Genomic DNA, 15,089 nt, shown 5'->3' on the forward strand with positions numbered 1-15,089 from the left:
CGCCGGGCGTTCCGGGCCGGCGGCGGGGGCGGCTTCCGCTCCGCCGCCGGCCCGGTGGCTCATTCGACGGCGACGGTGCCGAACAGGCGCAGTTCGGCGACGCCGATGATGTTCCCGTTGCTGACGCGCAGGTACCGGTAGCCGGTCTCGCCGGACGAGTCGAGGTTCTGCCAGTCGTGCTCGGCGGCGGTCGGGCCGGTCAGCGTCGTCCAGGTGCTCAGGTCGTTCGAGCCCTGGATGACCTGGTCGTCCATGCGGGTGAGGCCGTTGTTGTCCTGGCGGGCCAGGAAGTCGGCGCGGTCGAGCGCGACGGCGGCGCCTTCGCCGAAGTCCCAGACGAGGTGGTACTCGCCGCTCTCGGCGCCGATGTCGCTGTGCGTGGCCGGGTCGCCGTCGAGCATGAGCGCGGCCTGCTCGGCCTTCACCGGGTCGCTCTCGCCGCCCGAGTCGACGACGTCGGCGGCGGCGAGGTCGAGGAGGTTCCGCTCGTCGGAGGCGTACAGCTGCGAGCCGTCGGTGGTGCCGAGGATCGTCTCGGCCGGTTCGCCGTCGTCCGTGGTGTAGTCGACGGTGATCGGCAGCGGCCCGCCGCCGGTCACCTCGCCGAGTTCGGCGGTGGCCGTCCACGACAGTCCGTCCTCGCTGGCGGCCTCGGCCGCCGCTCCGCCGATGGTGACGGCGACGTCGTCGATCGGCGTCGGGCCGGAGAACTCCAGAGCGACGGTGTCGCCGGTGGTCACGCGTTCGCGCAGCGCGTCGTCGGAGGCGAGCGAGACGTCGGTGACCGTGCCCGCCACTTCGCTGCGCTCGCCGTCGATCCGGAACTCGCCGATGGACCAGATGCCCGGGTAGGCCGGGTCGATCGGGATGCCCGGCTCGTCGACCTGGAGTCTCAGGTAGCGGAAGGCCTTGCCGCGGTGCTCTTCGGCGACGGGGAGGGTCTCCATGTCGTTGGTCTCGGTGCTCGGGTGCTCGGTCAGGAGCGTCCAGGTGGTCCCGTCGTCGGAGCCGTAGACGTTGGTGCCCTGCGAGCGCATCGGGAACGCGAAGCGGGCCTGGAGGCCGAACTCCTCGGCCGTGACGCGGTACCTCGTTCCGAAGTCGAGGACGAAGGACGCGACGCGCAGGTCGCCCGCGTGGCTGGTGTTGTCGCCGTCGGTGAGGGCGGCGACGGCGTCGGCGCCGATCACCGTCGGGGCGACCATGCCGGAGTAGTCGAGCGTCCCGTCCGCCAGGGCCGGGTTGAGCGCCTCGAGGCCGTCCATCGCCGCGAGCAGCGACGCGAAGGCGGCCCGGAAGTCCTCGTCGGAGCCGTGCCGGGCGGCGTCCTCGGCTTCGGCCAGGGCGGTCTCGAAGTGCTCGCGGCTGGCGGTCGTGTAGACCTCGTCCTCGTCGTGGCCGTCGTCGACGGCGGCGCGGACCGTCTTCTTCTCGTCCTTGGAGACGACCAGTTCGAAGGTCCGCGCGGTGACCGTCTCGCCGTCGTCGGCGACGATCTGGACCTCGTAGCGGCCGCGGTCGCCCTTCGACGGCTCCCACGTCAGGGTCCCGGTCTCGGGGTCGAGCGAGGCGTCGGCCGGCAGGCCGCTCGCCGCATAGGCGACCTGCCCGCCGTCGTCGGCCGCGGACAGGTCGATCGCGAATCCGGCTCCGGCCCACAGGTAGTGGCGGTCCTCGGTCTGCTCGAAGCGCGGCGCGGTGAGCTCGGTGTCCGCCTCGAGCGTGACGGTGTCGAGGTCGACCGTGGTGCCCTCGGCGCCGGTCAGGCGGTAGAAGTGGGTGTACACCCCGCCCGAGGGGTAGGTGACGTACCGCCACTCGCCGCCGGTGTCGGGGATCTCCACGGTGGCGAGCGCATCCGGCTCGGTCTCGTTCTCGTTCAGCTCCGAGGGCTCCTCCTTGTCGAGGACCTCCAGCACCGCGGGGCCGTCGGTGCGCACGAGCAGGCCGATCCGGCTGTCGGAGAACATCATGCGGCTGACGACGCTGGTGGTGCCCTGTTCGTCGAGGTGCGCTCTGGCGAAGGTGCGGCCGTCCTCTGTCACCAGTTCGGTGCCCTCGTCGAGCGGGAGGCCGTGGCGTCCGAAGCTCAGGGCGGTGTCCTCGGCCGGTCGCGGTTCGGTGCCGGCGAGGTCGGCGGGGAAGGCCACCCAGTACTCGGGGCTCTTGTCGCCGGGCGCCCAGAAGTTCGCCGTGCCGGAGCCGTAGTGGTAGTAGGGGCCGTCCATGCGGGAGTGGAGTTCGGCGACCCACGGCGCCTCGGTCGCGACGTCGACGCCGCTCTCGTAGGTGTACTGGTAGTACAGCTCGGAGAGGGGATTGAAGACGCGGCCGCGGTAGGCCTGGGAGATCGTGCCGTCCCAGCCTTCGCCGCGTTCGTCGACCCACGGGGTCGGCGCGCCCATCATGAAGCCGTAGAAGGCGTCGGCGCCTTCCAGAAGGCGGTGGTCGAGGAAGTCGTAGGCGCTGACGGCGTCCGGCGCGGTCGAGACGGTCCCGGCGGCCGGGTCGACCTTGGTGTCCTGGACGTCGAGGAAGCGGGCCAGGGCGGTGTAGTTGTCGATGTTGGTCTCGGCGTGGGCCTGGTCGCGGCCCATCTCGCGGACCTGTGTGAAGCCGTGCCCGTAGGGGTTGGCCGGGTCGTCGGCCTCGATGTACGGCATCTGCGGGGCCATGGCGCCGTTGTCGTAGCCATCGTAGGAGGCGTTGACGGTGAGCCATTCGACGCCGGTGGCGTACGCCTCGGGGTCGTCGTCGTAGATCGCGGTGGCGATGCGGCCGTAGAGCCCGAAGTTGTGCTGGTTCATCCAGTGCTCGTTGGAGTGCAGGAAGGTCTCCACGATCGGCTCGGCGAAGTTGCCGAGCAGTTTCTCGTCGTCCGCCTCGCTCCAGACGACGTCGTAGCCGTCGTGCTCGCCGGGGGTGTCGTCGCCGACCGGGTCGGTGGCGCGGATGATCTCGGCGGCCATGAGGAACTGGGAGAGCGGCTTGCCGGTGTGGATGTGCGCGTCGGGGAAGTAGACGTAGCCGTCGGGGTCCATGTTCGACCAGGTTCTGAGGGCCTGGATCGCGTTCTTGCGGTAGACCTCGTCGCCGGTCATGACCCACATGAGGGACTGCGTCAGCGCGCCGAAGGAGTCGTTCCTCTCGCGGCCGCGCAGGCCGCCGTGGTCGAACCGGTCGTCGGCGGGCCGGTCGGGTTCGGCGGCCGAGACCGAGTTGGAGGCGCGGTACGTCGTCGAGGCGAAGTCGGTCTCGGTCATCGCCGCGAAGTAGGAGGCCCACGGTTCGACGCCGGAGCGCACCTGCTCTTGGGCGAGGCGCAGGTCCTCGGCGCTGAGTCCGACGCCGGGGTGGACGAAGCCCGCGTCGCTGACCGTCTCGTGGATCGCCACGACGTGGTCGGTGAGCAGGTCGGCGTCGGTCTCGGCTCGGGCCGGAGTCGCCGCCAGCGTCCCCGCCGCCACCGCCGCGGCGGCGAGCAGCGGGGTGAGCCGCGGCCGTCTGCGTTCCTCGACTTGCCTCATTGCACAGTCCTTTCCAGGGGTTCGTCGCGGCCGGGCGAGGGGCTCGGGCCGCGTTCGGTCGTCGGGTGTCGACGAAGCGGGATATCGTTATCTGTCTATCGGCACCATAGCCGGTAAGCGTGTTCTTAGCAAGGGGTGCATGGCTGCGAAACGCCGAGGATATGGTTTTCCAACGTTGGCTCAGCCGAGAGGCACCTCGAAGAGCCGCGCCGAGTGCCCGGCGACGGTTCGCAGCTCCAGGCCGCCCGCGCCCGCCTCGACGGCCCACGGTTCGAGCCGCGAGGGGAAGAGCTCGACGGCCCGGCCGCCGAGGCCGGGGACGGTGATCCGGGACGGCTCGGCATGGCGGTCCCAGACGACGAGCAGCGCCCGGCCGTCACCGGTGTCGAGGCCGAGGCACAGGGCCGCATCGTCCCAGCCGGGCAGGCCGAGCGGCCAGAACGGCACCGCGCGCGGCAGGCGCTCGCGGATTCGCTTGTGGACTTCGACGGCCTCGCGGACGAGCGCGGCCTGCGCCGGGCGCAGCTCGTGGAGGAAGCCCGAGAGGTAGAGGCGCCCGGCGAGGCCGGTGGCGAGGGTGAAGGCGGTCTCCTCGTCGCTCATGTCGGCGTGCGGGTAGGCCCAGTTCCCGCACTGCTCGGGCAGGATGGTCGCGGGCGCGGCGGCGGCGACCGGCGGGTAGAGGCGGAAGTCCTGCTGGTCGCTGGTCGACTGGAGGTGCGTCGCCGACAACAGCGAGTAGTCCGCGCGCATCGCGCCCGAGCTGCAGTTCTCGATCAGCAGGCGCGGGTGGCGGGCCTGGACCCCGACCAGCCAGTCGCGGAAGGCGCGGGCGTGGGCGAGCAGGCCGTCGCCGGGCGCCGTCGCGCGCCACTCGGTCCCGGCTCCGGGGTTGATGTTGTAGTCGAGCTTGAGGTAGGAGATGCCGTAGTCGGCCACGAGGTGGTCCACTGTGTCGTCGAGGTGGGCCCTGGCCGCCGGGTGGCGGAAGTCGAGGTGGTACCGCTCGTGCTCCTGGACGCGGCGGCCGAAGCGGCGGAAGAACGCCTCCTCGGGCAGGGTCTGGGCCGCCGGGCTGCGCGCGCCGACGACCTCGGGTTCGAGCCAGAGGCCGCTGCGCATGCCGCGCGCGTGGATGTGGTCGACCACCGCTTTCAGGCCGCCGGAGAAGCGGCCCGGCGCCTCGCGCCATTCGCCGACGGTCGACCACCAGTCGCCGATCGCCGGGTCGGCGAACCAGCCGGCGTCGATGCAGAAGCATTCGGCGCCCGCGTCGGCCGCGGCGTCGACGAGCGGCTTGAGGGCCTCGGTGGACGGCTGGCCCATGAGGGTGTTCATGAAGTCGTTGTAGACCACCGGGAGCGCGCGGTCGGCCTCGCGCGGTTCGCGGATGCGGCGCCGGTAGCGCGTCAGCTCGGCGATCGCGCCGTCCCGCCCCCGGCCCGAGACGGCCAGGGCCACGGGGACGGTGGTGAACTCCTCGCCGGGGGCGAGCTCGTGCGCGAAGTGGTGTTCGAGGTCGGCCGGGCCCAGGAGGCTGAGGACGCCGCCGGTCCGAGTCTGGGCGATGTCGCAGTGCCAGGGGGCGCCGGCCTCCACCTGCCAGGCGAGGGCCTCGCCGCTCGCCGAGTCCGCGAGGACCCCGGCGGCCAGGTGCTCGCCGGTGGACCAGGCGCCGTGGCTGCCGAATCCGACGTGGCCGCGGCCGTCCTGGCCGTGGAGTTCGAGGTCGATCCGCGGGAGCCCGGCCCGCAGCGGCTCGGTGCGCCAGCGGTTCTCGGCGAGCCACTCGCTCTGGGCGCGGGCGAGCGTGAAGCCGTCGAGGTCGGCTTCGGTGCGGCCGAAGCCGATCGTCGCGGTGGTGACGGCGGTGAGCAGCACCGGCGAGGGGCCGGTGTTCCCGATCGCGCTCTGGATCCGCACGGCCCGCGCGCCGCTCGGCCGCGTGATGGTGGTGCGGACGAGCAGCCCGGTGCGCTCGTCGCGCTGCGCCACGACGACGCCCTCGCTCGCCGGTCCGTCGACGCGCCGGTGCTCGACGTGCCGCAGTCGGGCGCCGAGGGCGGAGCGGAAGTACGCCTGGCTGGTGCGTCCGCGCTGCTCCTCGGCGGTGAAGACCTCGACGAGCGGGACGCCGGGGGCGCCGAAGGCGGCCGAGCCGCCGATGCCGACGAGCGATACGGGCCGGTCGGCGCCCCAGTCGAGGTCGATGAACGGCGAGGGCCGCGCGGACGGGCGGGCGGCTTCGAGTCCGGTGGCGATGGCTGGCTCCTTGCTCGGGTGTTCGCGGCCGGTGCGACCTGCTGAGGATATCGTTATCCCCACGATACACACCTTCCCCATCCGGCACGCGAAGCCATCGCCGTGTCAGCTCCGCCCGCGGGACCACAGCCGCCAGGAGCGGGCGTAGAGGCCGTCGGCCGCCACGAGCTCGCCGTGCGTGCCCTCCTCGACGATGCGGCCCCGCTCCATGACGACGACGCGGTCGGCGCTCGCGGCCTGGTCGAGCCGGTGCGCGACCAGCAGCCCCGCCCGGCCGTCGAGGACCGCGGCCGAGGCCCGGTCCATGGCCGCCGAGTCGGCGCTCCCGGCCTCGGCGGTGGCCTCGTCGAGCACCGCGAGCGGTGGGTCGATCAGGAGCACGCGCGCCAGCGCCAGCATCTGCGCCTGCGCCGGGCTCAGCTCGAGGCCGCGCGCGCCGACCACGGTGTCGAGGCCGTCGGGGCCGTCGATCAGGGACGCCGCGCCGACGCGCTCGAGCGCCTCGGCGAGCTCGGCGTCGGAGGCCCCCGGCCTGGCCAGGTCCAGGTTCTCGCGCAGCGTCCCGTCGAAGACGTGGACCTCCTGGGTCACCAGGGCCACCGCTCCCCCGGCCACGGCCACGGTGCCCTTGTCGGCGTCCAGGACCCCGGCGACCAGGGCCGCGAGGGTGGTCTTCCCGGCGCCGGAGGAGCCGACGAGGGCGACCGTCTCGCCCGCCGCGATCCGCAGGTCCACGCCGTCGAGCACGGGGTGGCCCGGCGCGTAGGCGAAGGAGACGTCGGCGACCTCGGCCGCCGCGTCCGTCCGGGGCCGCGGCCGGGCGGGCGAGGCGAAGTCCCCGGCGCGGATCACGCCGACGATCCGCCGCATCGAGGCGAGCGCCGACTGGAGGTCGTCGACGACGATCATCAGGCGGTTGATCGGGTCGAACAGGCGCAGGAAGAACAGCATCGCCGTCGTCGCGGCGCCGACGCTGCCCTCGCCCTCGCGGACGAGCCAGAAGCCGACGACCAGGATGGAGCCCATGCCGAGGAACTCGGCGAAGTTGAGCCTGCCGAAGAAGCCGTTCTGGACCGTGCGGGCCCGGATCGCCCAGCGCGCCACCTCCCAGGAGGCGCGGGCGATGCGGTCGCCGTGGGGGCGCGCGAGGTTGAAGGCGTGGACGGTCTCGATGCCGCGCAGCGACGCCAGGAGGTGGTGGGCGCGCTCGGCCATGGCGGCGCGCTCGGCGGCGTAGACGTGCGGGGCCGCCCGGCGGTGCCAGCGGAGGGTGAGCACGTGGACGGGGGCGACGAGGGCGACCGCGGCGACGGCGAAGCGCCAGTCCAGCACGGCCATGCCGACGACGGTCAGCGCGATGGTGAACGCCGACCCGGTGACGGCGGGCACCACCAGCGGGGCCGCTTCGGAGACGACGGCGACGTCGTCGCCGGCGCGGCTGACGAGGTCGCCGGCCCCCGCCCGTTCGAGGGCGGCGCGCGGCAGGGCCAGGCCCTTGGCGACCATGCGCTCGCGCGAGGAGGCCAGGATCCGCTCGACGAGGCGGGTGGCGCCGACCTGGCCGAGCCCGTCGGCCGCCGCGGCGGCGAGGGCTCCGGCGGCGATCGCCGCCGCCAGCCACCAGATCCTTTCGGGGCCTTCGCCGTCGGCGACGGCGTCGACCAGTCCGCCGAGCGCCGCCGGGGTGATCAGGCCCGCGGCGGCGCCCGCGGTGAGCAGCAGGGCCACTCCGGCGACCTTCCATCCGCCGCCGCGCAGGGCGAGGCGGACCTCGGCTCGCACCTGCGCCGCGTCGGCGATCGGCAGCGCCTGGCGCGTCTCGGTCTCACTCATCGCGTTCTCCCGCTTCGACGACGCGGTCGCACACCGCGAGCAGCGCGGGCGCGTCGGTGATCAGCAGCGTCGAGTGCGGCTCGCGGGCCCGGCGCAGCCGTTCGGCGATGCGCGCCTCGGTGACCGAGTCGACGGCGGTGGTCGGTTCGTGGAGCACCAGCAGCGGCGGGTGCTGCGCGAGGGCCCTGGCGAGGGCGATGCGCTGGCGCTGGCCGCCCGACAGCCGCAGGCCGTCGTCGCCGACCTGCGTGTCGACGCCCTCGGGCGCGGCGTCGAGGATCTCGGCGCAGTCGGCGGCCGCGAGGGCGGCGGCGGTGTCCGAGGCGGTGCCGAGACCGACGTTCTCGCGGATGGTGCCGTCGAACAGGGCCGCGTGGTGCGGCATGACGAGGATCGAGGCGCGCAGCGCCTCCAGCTCGTATTCGCCCAGTGGTCGGCCCTGCCAGGCGGCGTCGCCGGATTCGGGGGCGGCGCGGCCGGACAGCAGATCGGTGAGCGCGGAGGCGGCGGCCGGGGAGGCGCGGACGCCGACGCATTCGCCGGGGGCGAGGTCGAGGTCGATGTCGAGCCGCCCGGCGCGGACCGAGGCGAGGCGCAGCCTGCCCGCGCCCGGTTCGGCTCGGGCCCCGCCGGTCTCGGCGACGCGGGGCGGGAGGGTCAGGACGCCGAGGACGCGCTCGGCGGAGGCCAGGGCGGTCGCCCAGATGGCGCCGAAGTTGGTGGCGAAGGCGCTGAGGGGCCCGAGGATGATCTGGGCGAGGCCGACGACGGTGATGAGCTGGCCGACGGTGAGGTCGCCGGACCAGGCGCGCAGTCCGGCGACGAGGGCGATCCCGGCGACGAACAGTCCTGAGGCGAGGTTCATCGAGCCGACGTAGAGGCCTTGGGCGCCGGCGGCGTGGAGGCTCCCGTCGAGGGCCTCGCGGCTGGCGGTGCGGTAGCGCCCGGCCGCGGCGTCCTGGGCGCCGAGGCCGGAGAGCACCCGGTACCCGGCGAGGAGGTCGGCGGCCTTGCCTGAGGCCTCGGCCGCGAGCGCGGCCTGGCGTCTGCTGCGGCGGCGCAGCGGCCCGCCGGCGCGGTCCATGAGCACCAGCAGCAGGGGCACGCCGAGGAGCACGATGAGGCCCAGCTGCCAGGAGATGACCATGAGGACGGTGGCGCACAGCAGGATCGCGGCGAACTCACCGGCCGGGTAGACGCCGATGGCGACGGCTCTGGCGAGGACGCTGACGTCGGAGGCGGCGATGGACAGCGAGACGCCGGGGAGCCCGGCGCGTCCCGCGACGCCCGCCGGGGCGAGCAGCCGGTCGGCGACGAGCGTCCTGAGGTGGTGCTGGACCGCCTGCATGCCGAGCAGGCCGATCCTGGAGCCGAAGCGGTAGCAGAAGGACAGCATCGCGAAGTCGAGGGCGAGCAGCCCGAGGCACAGGGCGAGCCGCACCGGGTCGCCGGTGGCGACGGCCTGGTCGATCGCGAAGCCCATGATGACCGGGACGAGCACCTCGCCGACCTGGTGCCCGACGGTCAGCAGCGCGGCGGGCACGGTGTACCGGGGGGCGCCGAGGATGGTCCGGACGGTCAACTGCCTGGGCGTGGTGCCGGCGTCGACGCGGATCGGCCGGACCGCGATCGGCTCGGCCGGCGCCTGGAACAAGCGGGGCAGTTTCAGGGGGAGTGACATGGGTTCCCGTCTGGGACTGGATGGGCGACGCACAACATCTGACGCCCAGCATCTTAGGCAAGCCTTGCCTCATCCGTCACGGAAGCCCTTGCCCGGCGAGTGCTCCGCCACTGCGGCCCGAAGCACGGGCCGGCGGCGAGAGCGCCGTGTCAAGACCGCCGAGCCGTCGGACGGTGCTGGCAGACTGAGCGGTGTGAGAACTCAAGTCACCTTCGACTGCGCCGACCCGCACTCCCAGGCCGCGTTCTGGGCCCAGGTCTTCCACATCGACGTCGAGGACCACTCGGCGCTGGTGGACCGGTTGGTCGCCGACGGCCGCATGCCCGCCGGGGACCGCGTCACGGTGAACGGCCGCTCGGCGTTCCGGGACCTCGCGGCCTGCCGGGACGCCGACGGCGTCGAGCCGCGGCTGCTCTTCCAGCGCGTCCCCGAGCCCAAGACCGCCAAGAACCGGGTGCACCTGGACGTCCACGTCGACGAGGACCGGAAGCGGGCCGAAGTCGAGCGGCTGGTCGGGCTCGGCGCCGAGTTCGTCGAGACGCACTCCGACCGCGGGGCGGTGACCCACGTGATGCGCGACCCCGAAGGCAACGAGTTCTGCCTCCACTGACGCCGCCCGCACGGGCCCGCCTCATCGGCCGAGCCCGTCCCGCACCCGGGCGGCGCGGTGCAGGTATTCCCGCTCGGGCAGCAGCACAGGGCGGTCGGGGTCGCCGAGATACGGCCGACCCGGCGCCGGATCGCCCCAGTACCGGGGAACGACGTGGCTGTGCGTGTGCGGCACGGAGTTGCCGAGTATCTGGTAGTTCATCTTGTCCGCCTTGAAGACGCGCTGCACCGCCGCCCCGACCCGCATCACCTCGGCGAGGAACAGCTCCCGCTCGCCGTCCGGCAGGTCGTGCGGCTCGGCGACGTGCGGTTTGCACACTACGACGCAGTACCCCTCGGCGAACTGGTCCCGGCCCAGCTTGACCACCGACATCTCCAGTTCGGCGACGGTGTACCCGATCGCGTCCGCGGCGTCCGCCTCCGTCGAACCGGGCGCCTCGAGCGACTCGCACAGCCGGCACGCCTCGCCGGCCACCAGACTGTCCCACGCCCGTCTCGACATCCAAGCGGCCACGTCCGCCCCCTCCCCGGCCGCCGAAGCGGTCGGCTCCTCGTCGCACGCGGTCCACGCTAATCCCACCGAGCAATGCCGCGCCGGCGGCCGCGGGTAGGGTGCTGGGCATGCGTTTGGTTGTCGCTCAATGCTCGGTCGACTACACGGGGCGACTCTCCGCCCACCTGCCCATGGCCCCGCGCCTGATCATGATGAAGGCGGACGGGAGCGTGCTGATCCATGCCGACGGGGGCTCGTACAAGCCGTTGAACTGGATGACGCCGCCGTGCACGGTGGCCGAGACCGACTCGGTGTGGACCGTGACGTCGAAGAAGTCCGGCGACCAGCTGAAGATCACCGTCGCCGAGGTCCTGCACGACTCCTCGCACGAGCTCGGCGTCGACCCCGGCCTCCAGAAGGACGGCGTCGAGGCGCACCTGCAGGAGCTGCTCGCGGCCGACACGGGCCCGCTCGGCAAGGGGTGGTCGCTGGTGCGGCGCGAGTTCCCGACCGCGATCGGGCCGGTCGACCTCATGTGCCGCGACTCGGACGGCAGGCATGTCGCCGTCGAGATCAAGCGCCGCGGCGAGATCGACGGCGTCGAGCAGCTGACGAGGTACCTGGAGCTGCTCAACCGCGATCCGCTGCTGGCGCCGGTCGACGGCGTGTTCGCGGCGCAGGCCATCAAGCCGCAGGCCAGGGTCCTCGCCGAGGACCGGGGCATCCGCTGCGTCGTCCTGGACTACGACGACATGCGCGGGGCCGTGGACGAGTCGCAGCCGAGGCTGTTCTAGCGGACGCGGAAGGGCCGCAGCTGCGCTGCGGCCCTTGTCGCGTGAGCGGCTACTCGCCGAGGATCTCGTCCTCGGTGTCCTCGTAGATCTGGTCGCACTCGTCCTCAGAGAGGCCCTGCGACTGGCAGTCCTCCATGTAGTCGTCGTAGAGCTCGTCCCTGTTGTCTTCGAAGAAGTCGATGATCCACACGTTCACCGCGATCGCGGCCGCGATGGCGAGCAGGCCGAGCACCAGGCCCCAGCCGCCGGTGCCCTTGCCCTTGCCGCCGCGGCTGCCGGCCTTGGCCAGCGCGACGATGCCGAAGATGACGGCGAGGACGGCGAGGGGGATCGCGGTGAAGATGTTGACGCCCGGAATCCAGGAGAAGACGATCAGGCCGATCAGGCCGAGCACGAGAGCGGTGACGCCGAAACCGTTGCCCTGCTTTGGCGCGGGCTGCATGGGTTGGGGGGCGGGGGCGGGCGGGTAAGCCACTGAGGGACTCCTCATTCGTCGTTGATCGTGTCGGGCGGAACCCCGGTGAGTCTAGGGCAGCCCCGCAAGCGCTGAGCTGCCCGGACACCCCTAAGACGAGAGATGCTCCTCACGGACCGCGCAGTGACCGCCCCTATGCGCTCCGTCGCAGCCGCAGGATCGCCGAATCCCAGTCGGCGCCCGCCCACCGCAGCGGCAGACCGTGCGCGAGCAGGCTTGCGCCCCAATACGTCTCGCCGGTGTCCTCGTCGATCCAGCGCTCGTCGGCCGCGATCGCCGCGGGCCGCAGCGGCGCCTGCGGCCGGTTGAAGCGGGACGGCGTCTTGAAGGCCAGCACCGCGATCCGGTCGCCGCGCACGTACTGCACGCCGGTCAGGTGCTCGCGCTCCGGGTCGCCCAGGCGGTACTGGACGCCGTGCTGCACGACCGGGCGGATGTCCTTGTAGACGGCGATGTGCCCGGCGGCCTCGTCGAGTTCGGCCTCGCTCCACTCGGACAGGTCGCCGCCCACGGCGAGCACCCCGGCGCTGGCGACCTGGAAGCGGAACCGCAGCGAGGTGCTGCGGCGGTTGAGCCCGGTGGGCTCGTCGGTCACCCACGCGCCCATCGCCCGCGCCGGATAGGCCTGGCCGAAGCCGTGCTGGATCGCCACGCGGTCCCCCGCGTCGGTGTTGTCCGAGGTCCACACCTGGTCGACGTACGGCATGATGCCGAGGTCGACGCGGGCGCCGCCGCCCGCGCAGCCCTCGATGCGCACGCGCGGGTGCGCCCGGCGCAGGCGGCGTTTGATGTCGTAGAGGGCCCTGACGTGGTCGATGTGGACGCGGTCGGGGTCGGCCCCGCCGGGCTGGCCCACCTCGGTGAAGGGCCGGTTGTGGTCCCACTTGACGAAGTCGACGTCGTTGTCGCTCAGGAGCCGGTCGAGCGTCGCGAAGGCCCACTCGGCCACCTCGGGCCGGGAGTAGTCGAGCACCAGCTGGTTGCGCAGTTCGGTGCGGTCCCGCCCGGACTGGTGCATCACCCAGTCGGGGTGGGCGCGGTACAGATCGGAGTCGGGGTTGACCATCTCGGGCTCCACCCACAGCCCGAACCGCATGCCGCGCTCGTGCACGGCGTCGATGAGCGGCTTCAGGCCGTTCGGGAATCGCTCGGGGTTGGGCCACCAGTCCCCCAGCCCCGCCCGGTCGGAGGTGCGGGCGCCGAACCAGGCGTCGTCGACGACGAACTGCTCGCAGCCGATGCGGGTGGCCAGCTCGACCAGCGGCAGCTGCTTCTCCTCGGAGACGTCGAAGGTGACCGCCTCCCAGGAGTTGAACAGCACCGCCGCGTCCTCCTCCGCAGTAGGCATGACGTGGCGCCGCAGGTGCTCGTGCCAGGCGCGGGAGGCCCCGCCGAAGCCGCCCGCGGTGTAGAGCCCGGAGGCGACGGGCGTCTCCCACCGCTCGCCGGCGGCGAGGTTCCAGCGCAGGCCCTCCTGTCCGGCGCCCGCGGTGAGGGTGAGGCGGCCCTGCGTGGAGCGGTTGAGTTGGACGCGCCACGAGCCCGACCAGGCGAGCTGCGTGGAGTAGACCTCGCCGGCGGTCTCGGTGGCGGTGCCGTCGTCGACGGCGCACCACGGGTTGGCCTGGTGGCTGGTGTTGCCGCGCCGCGAGCCGAGGACGGTCTCGCCGACGGGCAGTTCGACGCGCCGCAGCTGCCATTCGGCCGCCCACTCGCCGGACAGGTGGGAGAGCCGGTAGCCGCTCCAGTGCGGCAGGGTCCACGCCGCCGAGTCGAAGCGGCCGATCTCCACCGGCGCGGCCGCCTCGAGGACGGCCCAGCGGTCGATGACGCCGGTGTCCCAGGCGCGGTAGTGCAGCGTCAATGTCAGGTCCCGGTCGGTGAAGGCGATCGCGAGGTGGTCGCCGTCGACGCTGTGACCGCTGTAGTGCCAGGCGAAGCCCTTGGCGCCGTCGGGGTGCCGCAGCTGGAGCGAGGGGGTCGCGAACTGGGGCCCGAGCTCTCCGAGGAGCTCGACGCCGGTGTGGACGCTGTCGTCGACGGGGTAGCCCCGGCTGCGGCCGCCGCCGAGGGCGGCGACGGCGCCGTCGGGGATCGGCGGGCCCCAGTAGCACTGGCGCGGCATGCCCCGGTCGCAGAGCTCGACGACATAGGAGTAGCCGGGCCCTGAGAGGTGCCAGGCGCGGGCGGCTTCGTCGAAGCTGATGGTCATGGTCACTCCTTGCTGATCTGAACCGGTTCAGTGTGGCATCGAAAGCGCTATCGTCACCAGGGTGTCCCACCGGGTGAACCGGCATGTGGGCACGGCATGCAAGACTATTGGCATGCTTCACGCGGTGGTCCCCGCAGGCGGCTCCGGAACCAGGCTCTGGCCCCTGTCTCGCGCGCAACGGCCCAAGTTCCTGCTGCCTTTGGGCGGCTCGGGCGAGTCCCTCCTCCAGTCCACGGTCGAACGGGTCCGCCTCCTCTCGGCCCCCGGGCAGGTCTACGTCGTCACCGGCACCGCCCACGCCGTCGACGTCGCCAGGCAGCTGCCCGACATCCCCGGCGACAACATCCTCGTCGAGCCCTCCCCGAGGGACTCGGCCGCCGCGATCAGCCTGGCCGCCGCCGTCATCGCCGAGCGCGAGCCGACCGCGATCATGGGCGCCTTCGCCGCCGACCACCTCGTCCCCGACGCCAAGGCCTTCGCCGAGACCGTCGAGCGCGCCATGGAGCTGGCCGACACCGGCCTGCTCATGACCATCGGCATCACCCCGGCCGGGCCCGAGACCGGCTACGGGTACCTGCGGCTGGGACCGGCGGTCGGCCCCGGCTTCAAGCTCGCCGCGTTCGTCGAGAAGCCCGACCAGGTCTCGGCGGTCGAGTACGTCTCCTCGGGCAACTACCTGTGGAACGCGGGCATGTTCGTCTGGCGCGTGGACGTGTTCCTCGACGAGCTCGCCCGCCACCGCCCCGCCCTCCACGACGCCGTGCGCACCCTCGCCGCGGCCTGGGACACCACCGGCCGCGACGCCCTGTTCGCGAAGCTGTGGCCCACCTTGGAGAAGATCTCGGTCGACTACGCGGTCATGGAGCCGGCCGCCGCCTCCGGCAAGGTGGGCGTCGTGCCCGGCGACTTCGACTGGCACGACGTGGGCGACTACGACACCCTCGGCCAGGTCCTCAAGGCCGCCGACCGGGTCGGCAACGTCGTCGTCCGGCCCTCGGGCCCCGGCGAGGTGCTGCTGACCGAGTCGAAGCGCAACGTCGTCGTCCCCGCCGCCGGGCGCCTCGTCGTCGCCGTCGGCGTCGACGACCTCATCATCGTCGACACCCCCGACGCGATGCTGGTCTGCCCCAGGGACCGCGCCCAGGAGGTCAAGGGCGTGGTGGAGGAACTGAAGCAGGCGTCCCGAACCGATCTGGTGTAATA

Annotated in this window: 10 protein-coding genes; 3 read left to right on the plus strand and 7 right to left on the minus strand. The window is 72.8% G+C overall.

Annotation, left to right across the window (positions count from 1 at the left end):
- Positions 1 to 59: 59 nt before the first annotated feature.
- From YWW_RS0114675 to YWW_RS30595, 4 genes are all read right to left on the minus strand, one after another.
- Positions 60 to 3,527, minus strand: coding sequence for a putative Ig domain-containing protein (locus YWW_RS0114675; RefSeq protein WP_026930701.1), 3,468 nt, complete (start codon positions 3,525 to 3,527; stop codon positions 60 to 62).
- A 180-nt stretch (positions 3,528 to 3,707) separates the two neighbouring features.
- Complete coding sequence (locus YWW_RS37795; RefSeq protein WP_211228569.1) at positions 3,708 to 5,852, minus strand: glycoside hydrolase family 36 protein; 2,145 nt, start codon at positions 5,850 to 5,852, stop codon at positions 3,708 to 3,710.
- Positions 5,853 to 5,894: 42 nt separating this feature from the next.
- Positions 5,895 to 7,622, minus strand: a complete 1,728-nt coding sequence (locus YWW_RS0114685; RefSeq protein WP_026930702.1) for an ABC transporter ATP-binding protein — start codon at positions 7,620 to 7,622, stop codon at positions 5,895 to 5,897.
- A complete protein-coding gene (locus YWW_RS30595) occupies positions 7,615 to 9,303 on the minus strand; it encodes an ABC transporter transmembrane domain-containing protein (RefSeq protein ID WP_035697625.1) in 1,689 nt (562 codons plus the stop codon). The genes YWW_RS0114685 and YWW_RS30595 overlap by 8 nt, the downstream gene beginning before the upstream one ends.
- A 193-nt stretch (positions 9,304 to 9,496) precedes the next feature.
- Here YWW_RS30595 and YWW_RS0114695 point away from each other — a divergent pair, with 193 nt between their 5' ends.
- The gene (locus YWW_RS0114695; protein WP_026930703.1) at positions 9,497 to 9,913 is read left to right on the plus strand and encodes a VOC family protein; all 417 of its coding nucleotides are present in this window, start codon (positions 9,497 to 9,499) and stop codon (positions 9,911 to 9,913) included.
- Positions 9,914 to 9,934: 21 nt separating this feature from the next.
- On the opposite strand, the gene YWW_RS30600 is transcribed toward YWW_RS0114695, so the two are convergent.
- Positions 9,935 to 10,426 (minus strand): HIT family protein, encoded by a 492-nt coding sequence (locus tag YWW_RS30600; RefSeq protein WP_081687464.1) that lies wholly within the window; start codon positions 10,424 to 10,426, stop codon positions 9,935 to 9,937.
- A gap of 107 nt (positions 10,427 to 10,533) precedes the next feature.
- Between YWW_RS30600 and nucS the strand changes: the two genes are divergently transcribed.
- On the plus strand, positions 10,534 to 11,199 hold the full coding sequence (gene nucS, locus YWW_RS0114705) for an endonuclease NucS (protein ID WP_026930704.1): 666 nt from the start codon (positions 10,534 to 10,536) through the stop codon (positions 11,197 to 11,199).
- Between the two features lie 49 nt (positions 11,200 to 11,248).
- Here the strand turns inward: nucS and YWW_RS30605 are convergent, their stop codons facing one another.
- Together YWW_RS30605 and YWW_RS0114715 are read right to left on the minus strand one after the other, a co-directional pair.
- Positions 11,249 to 11,674, minus strand: a complete 426-nt coding sequence (locus YWW_RS30605; RefSeq protein ID WP_155830186.1) for a hypothetical protein — start codon at positions 11,672 to 11,674, stop codon at positions 11,249 to 11,251.
- Positions 11,675 to 11,807: 133 nt separating this feature from the next.
- The gene (locus YWW_RS0114715) at positions 11,808 to 13,886 is read right to left on the minus strand and encodes an alpha-galactosidase (RefSeq protein WP_026930705.1); all 2,079 of its coding nucleotides are present in this window, start codon (positions 13,884 to 13,886) and stop codon (positions 11,808 to 11,810) included.
- Positions 13,887 to 13,998: 112 nt separating this feature from the next.
- Here YWW_RS0114715 and YWW_RS0114720 point away from each other — a divergent pair, with 112 nt between their 5' ends.
- A complete protein-coding gene (locus YWW_RS0114720) occupies positions 13,999 to 15,087 on the plus strand; it encodes a mannose-1-phosphate guanylyltransferase (protein ID WP_026930706.1) in 1,089 nt (362 codons plus the stop codon).
- The last annotated feature ends 2 nt before the right edge of the window (positions 15,088 to 15,089 follow it).

Source organism: Glycomyces tenuis DSM 44171 (assembly GCF_000427885.1).
GTDB lineage: Bacteria > Actinomycetota > Actinomycetes > Mycobacteriales > Micromonosporaceae > Glycomyces > Glycomyces tenuis.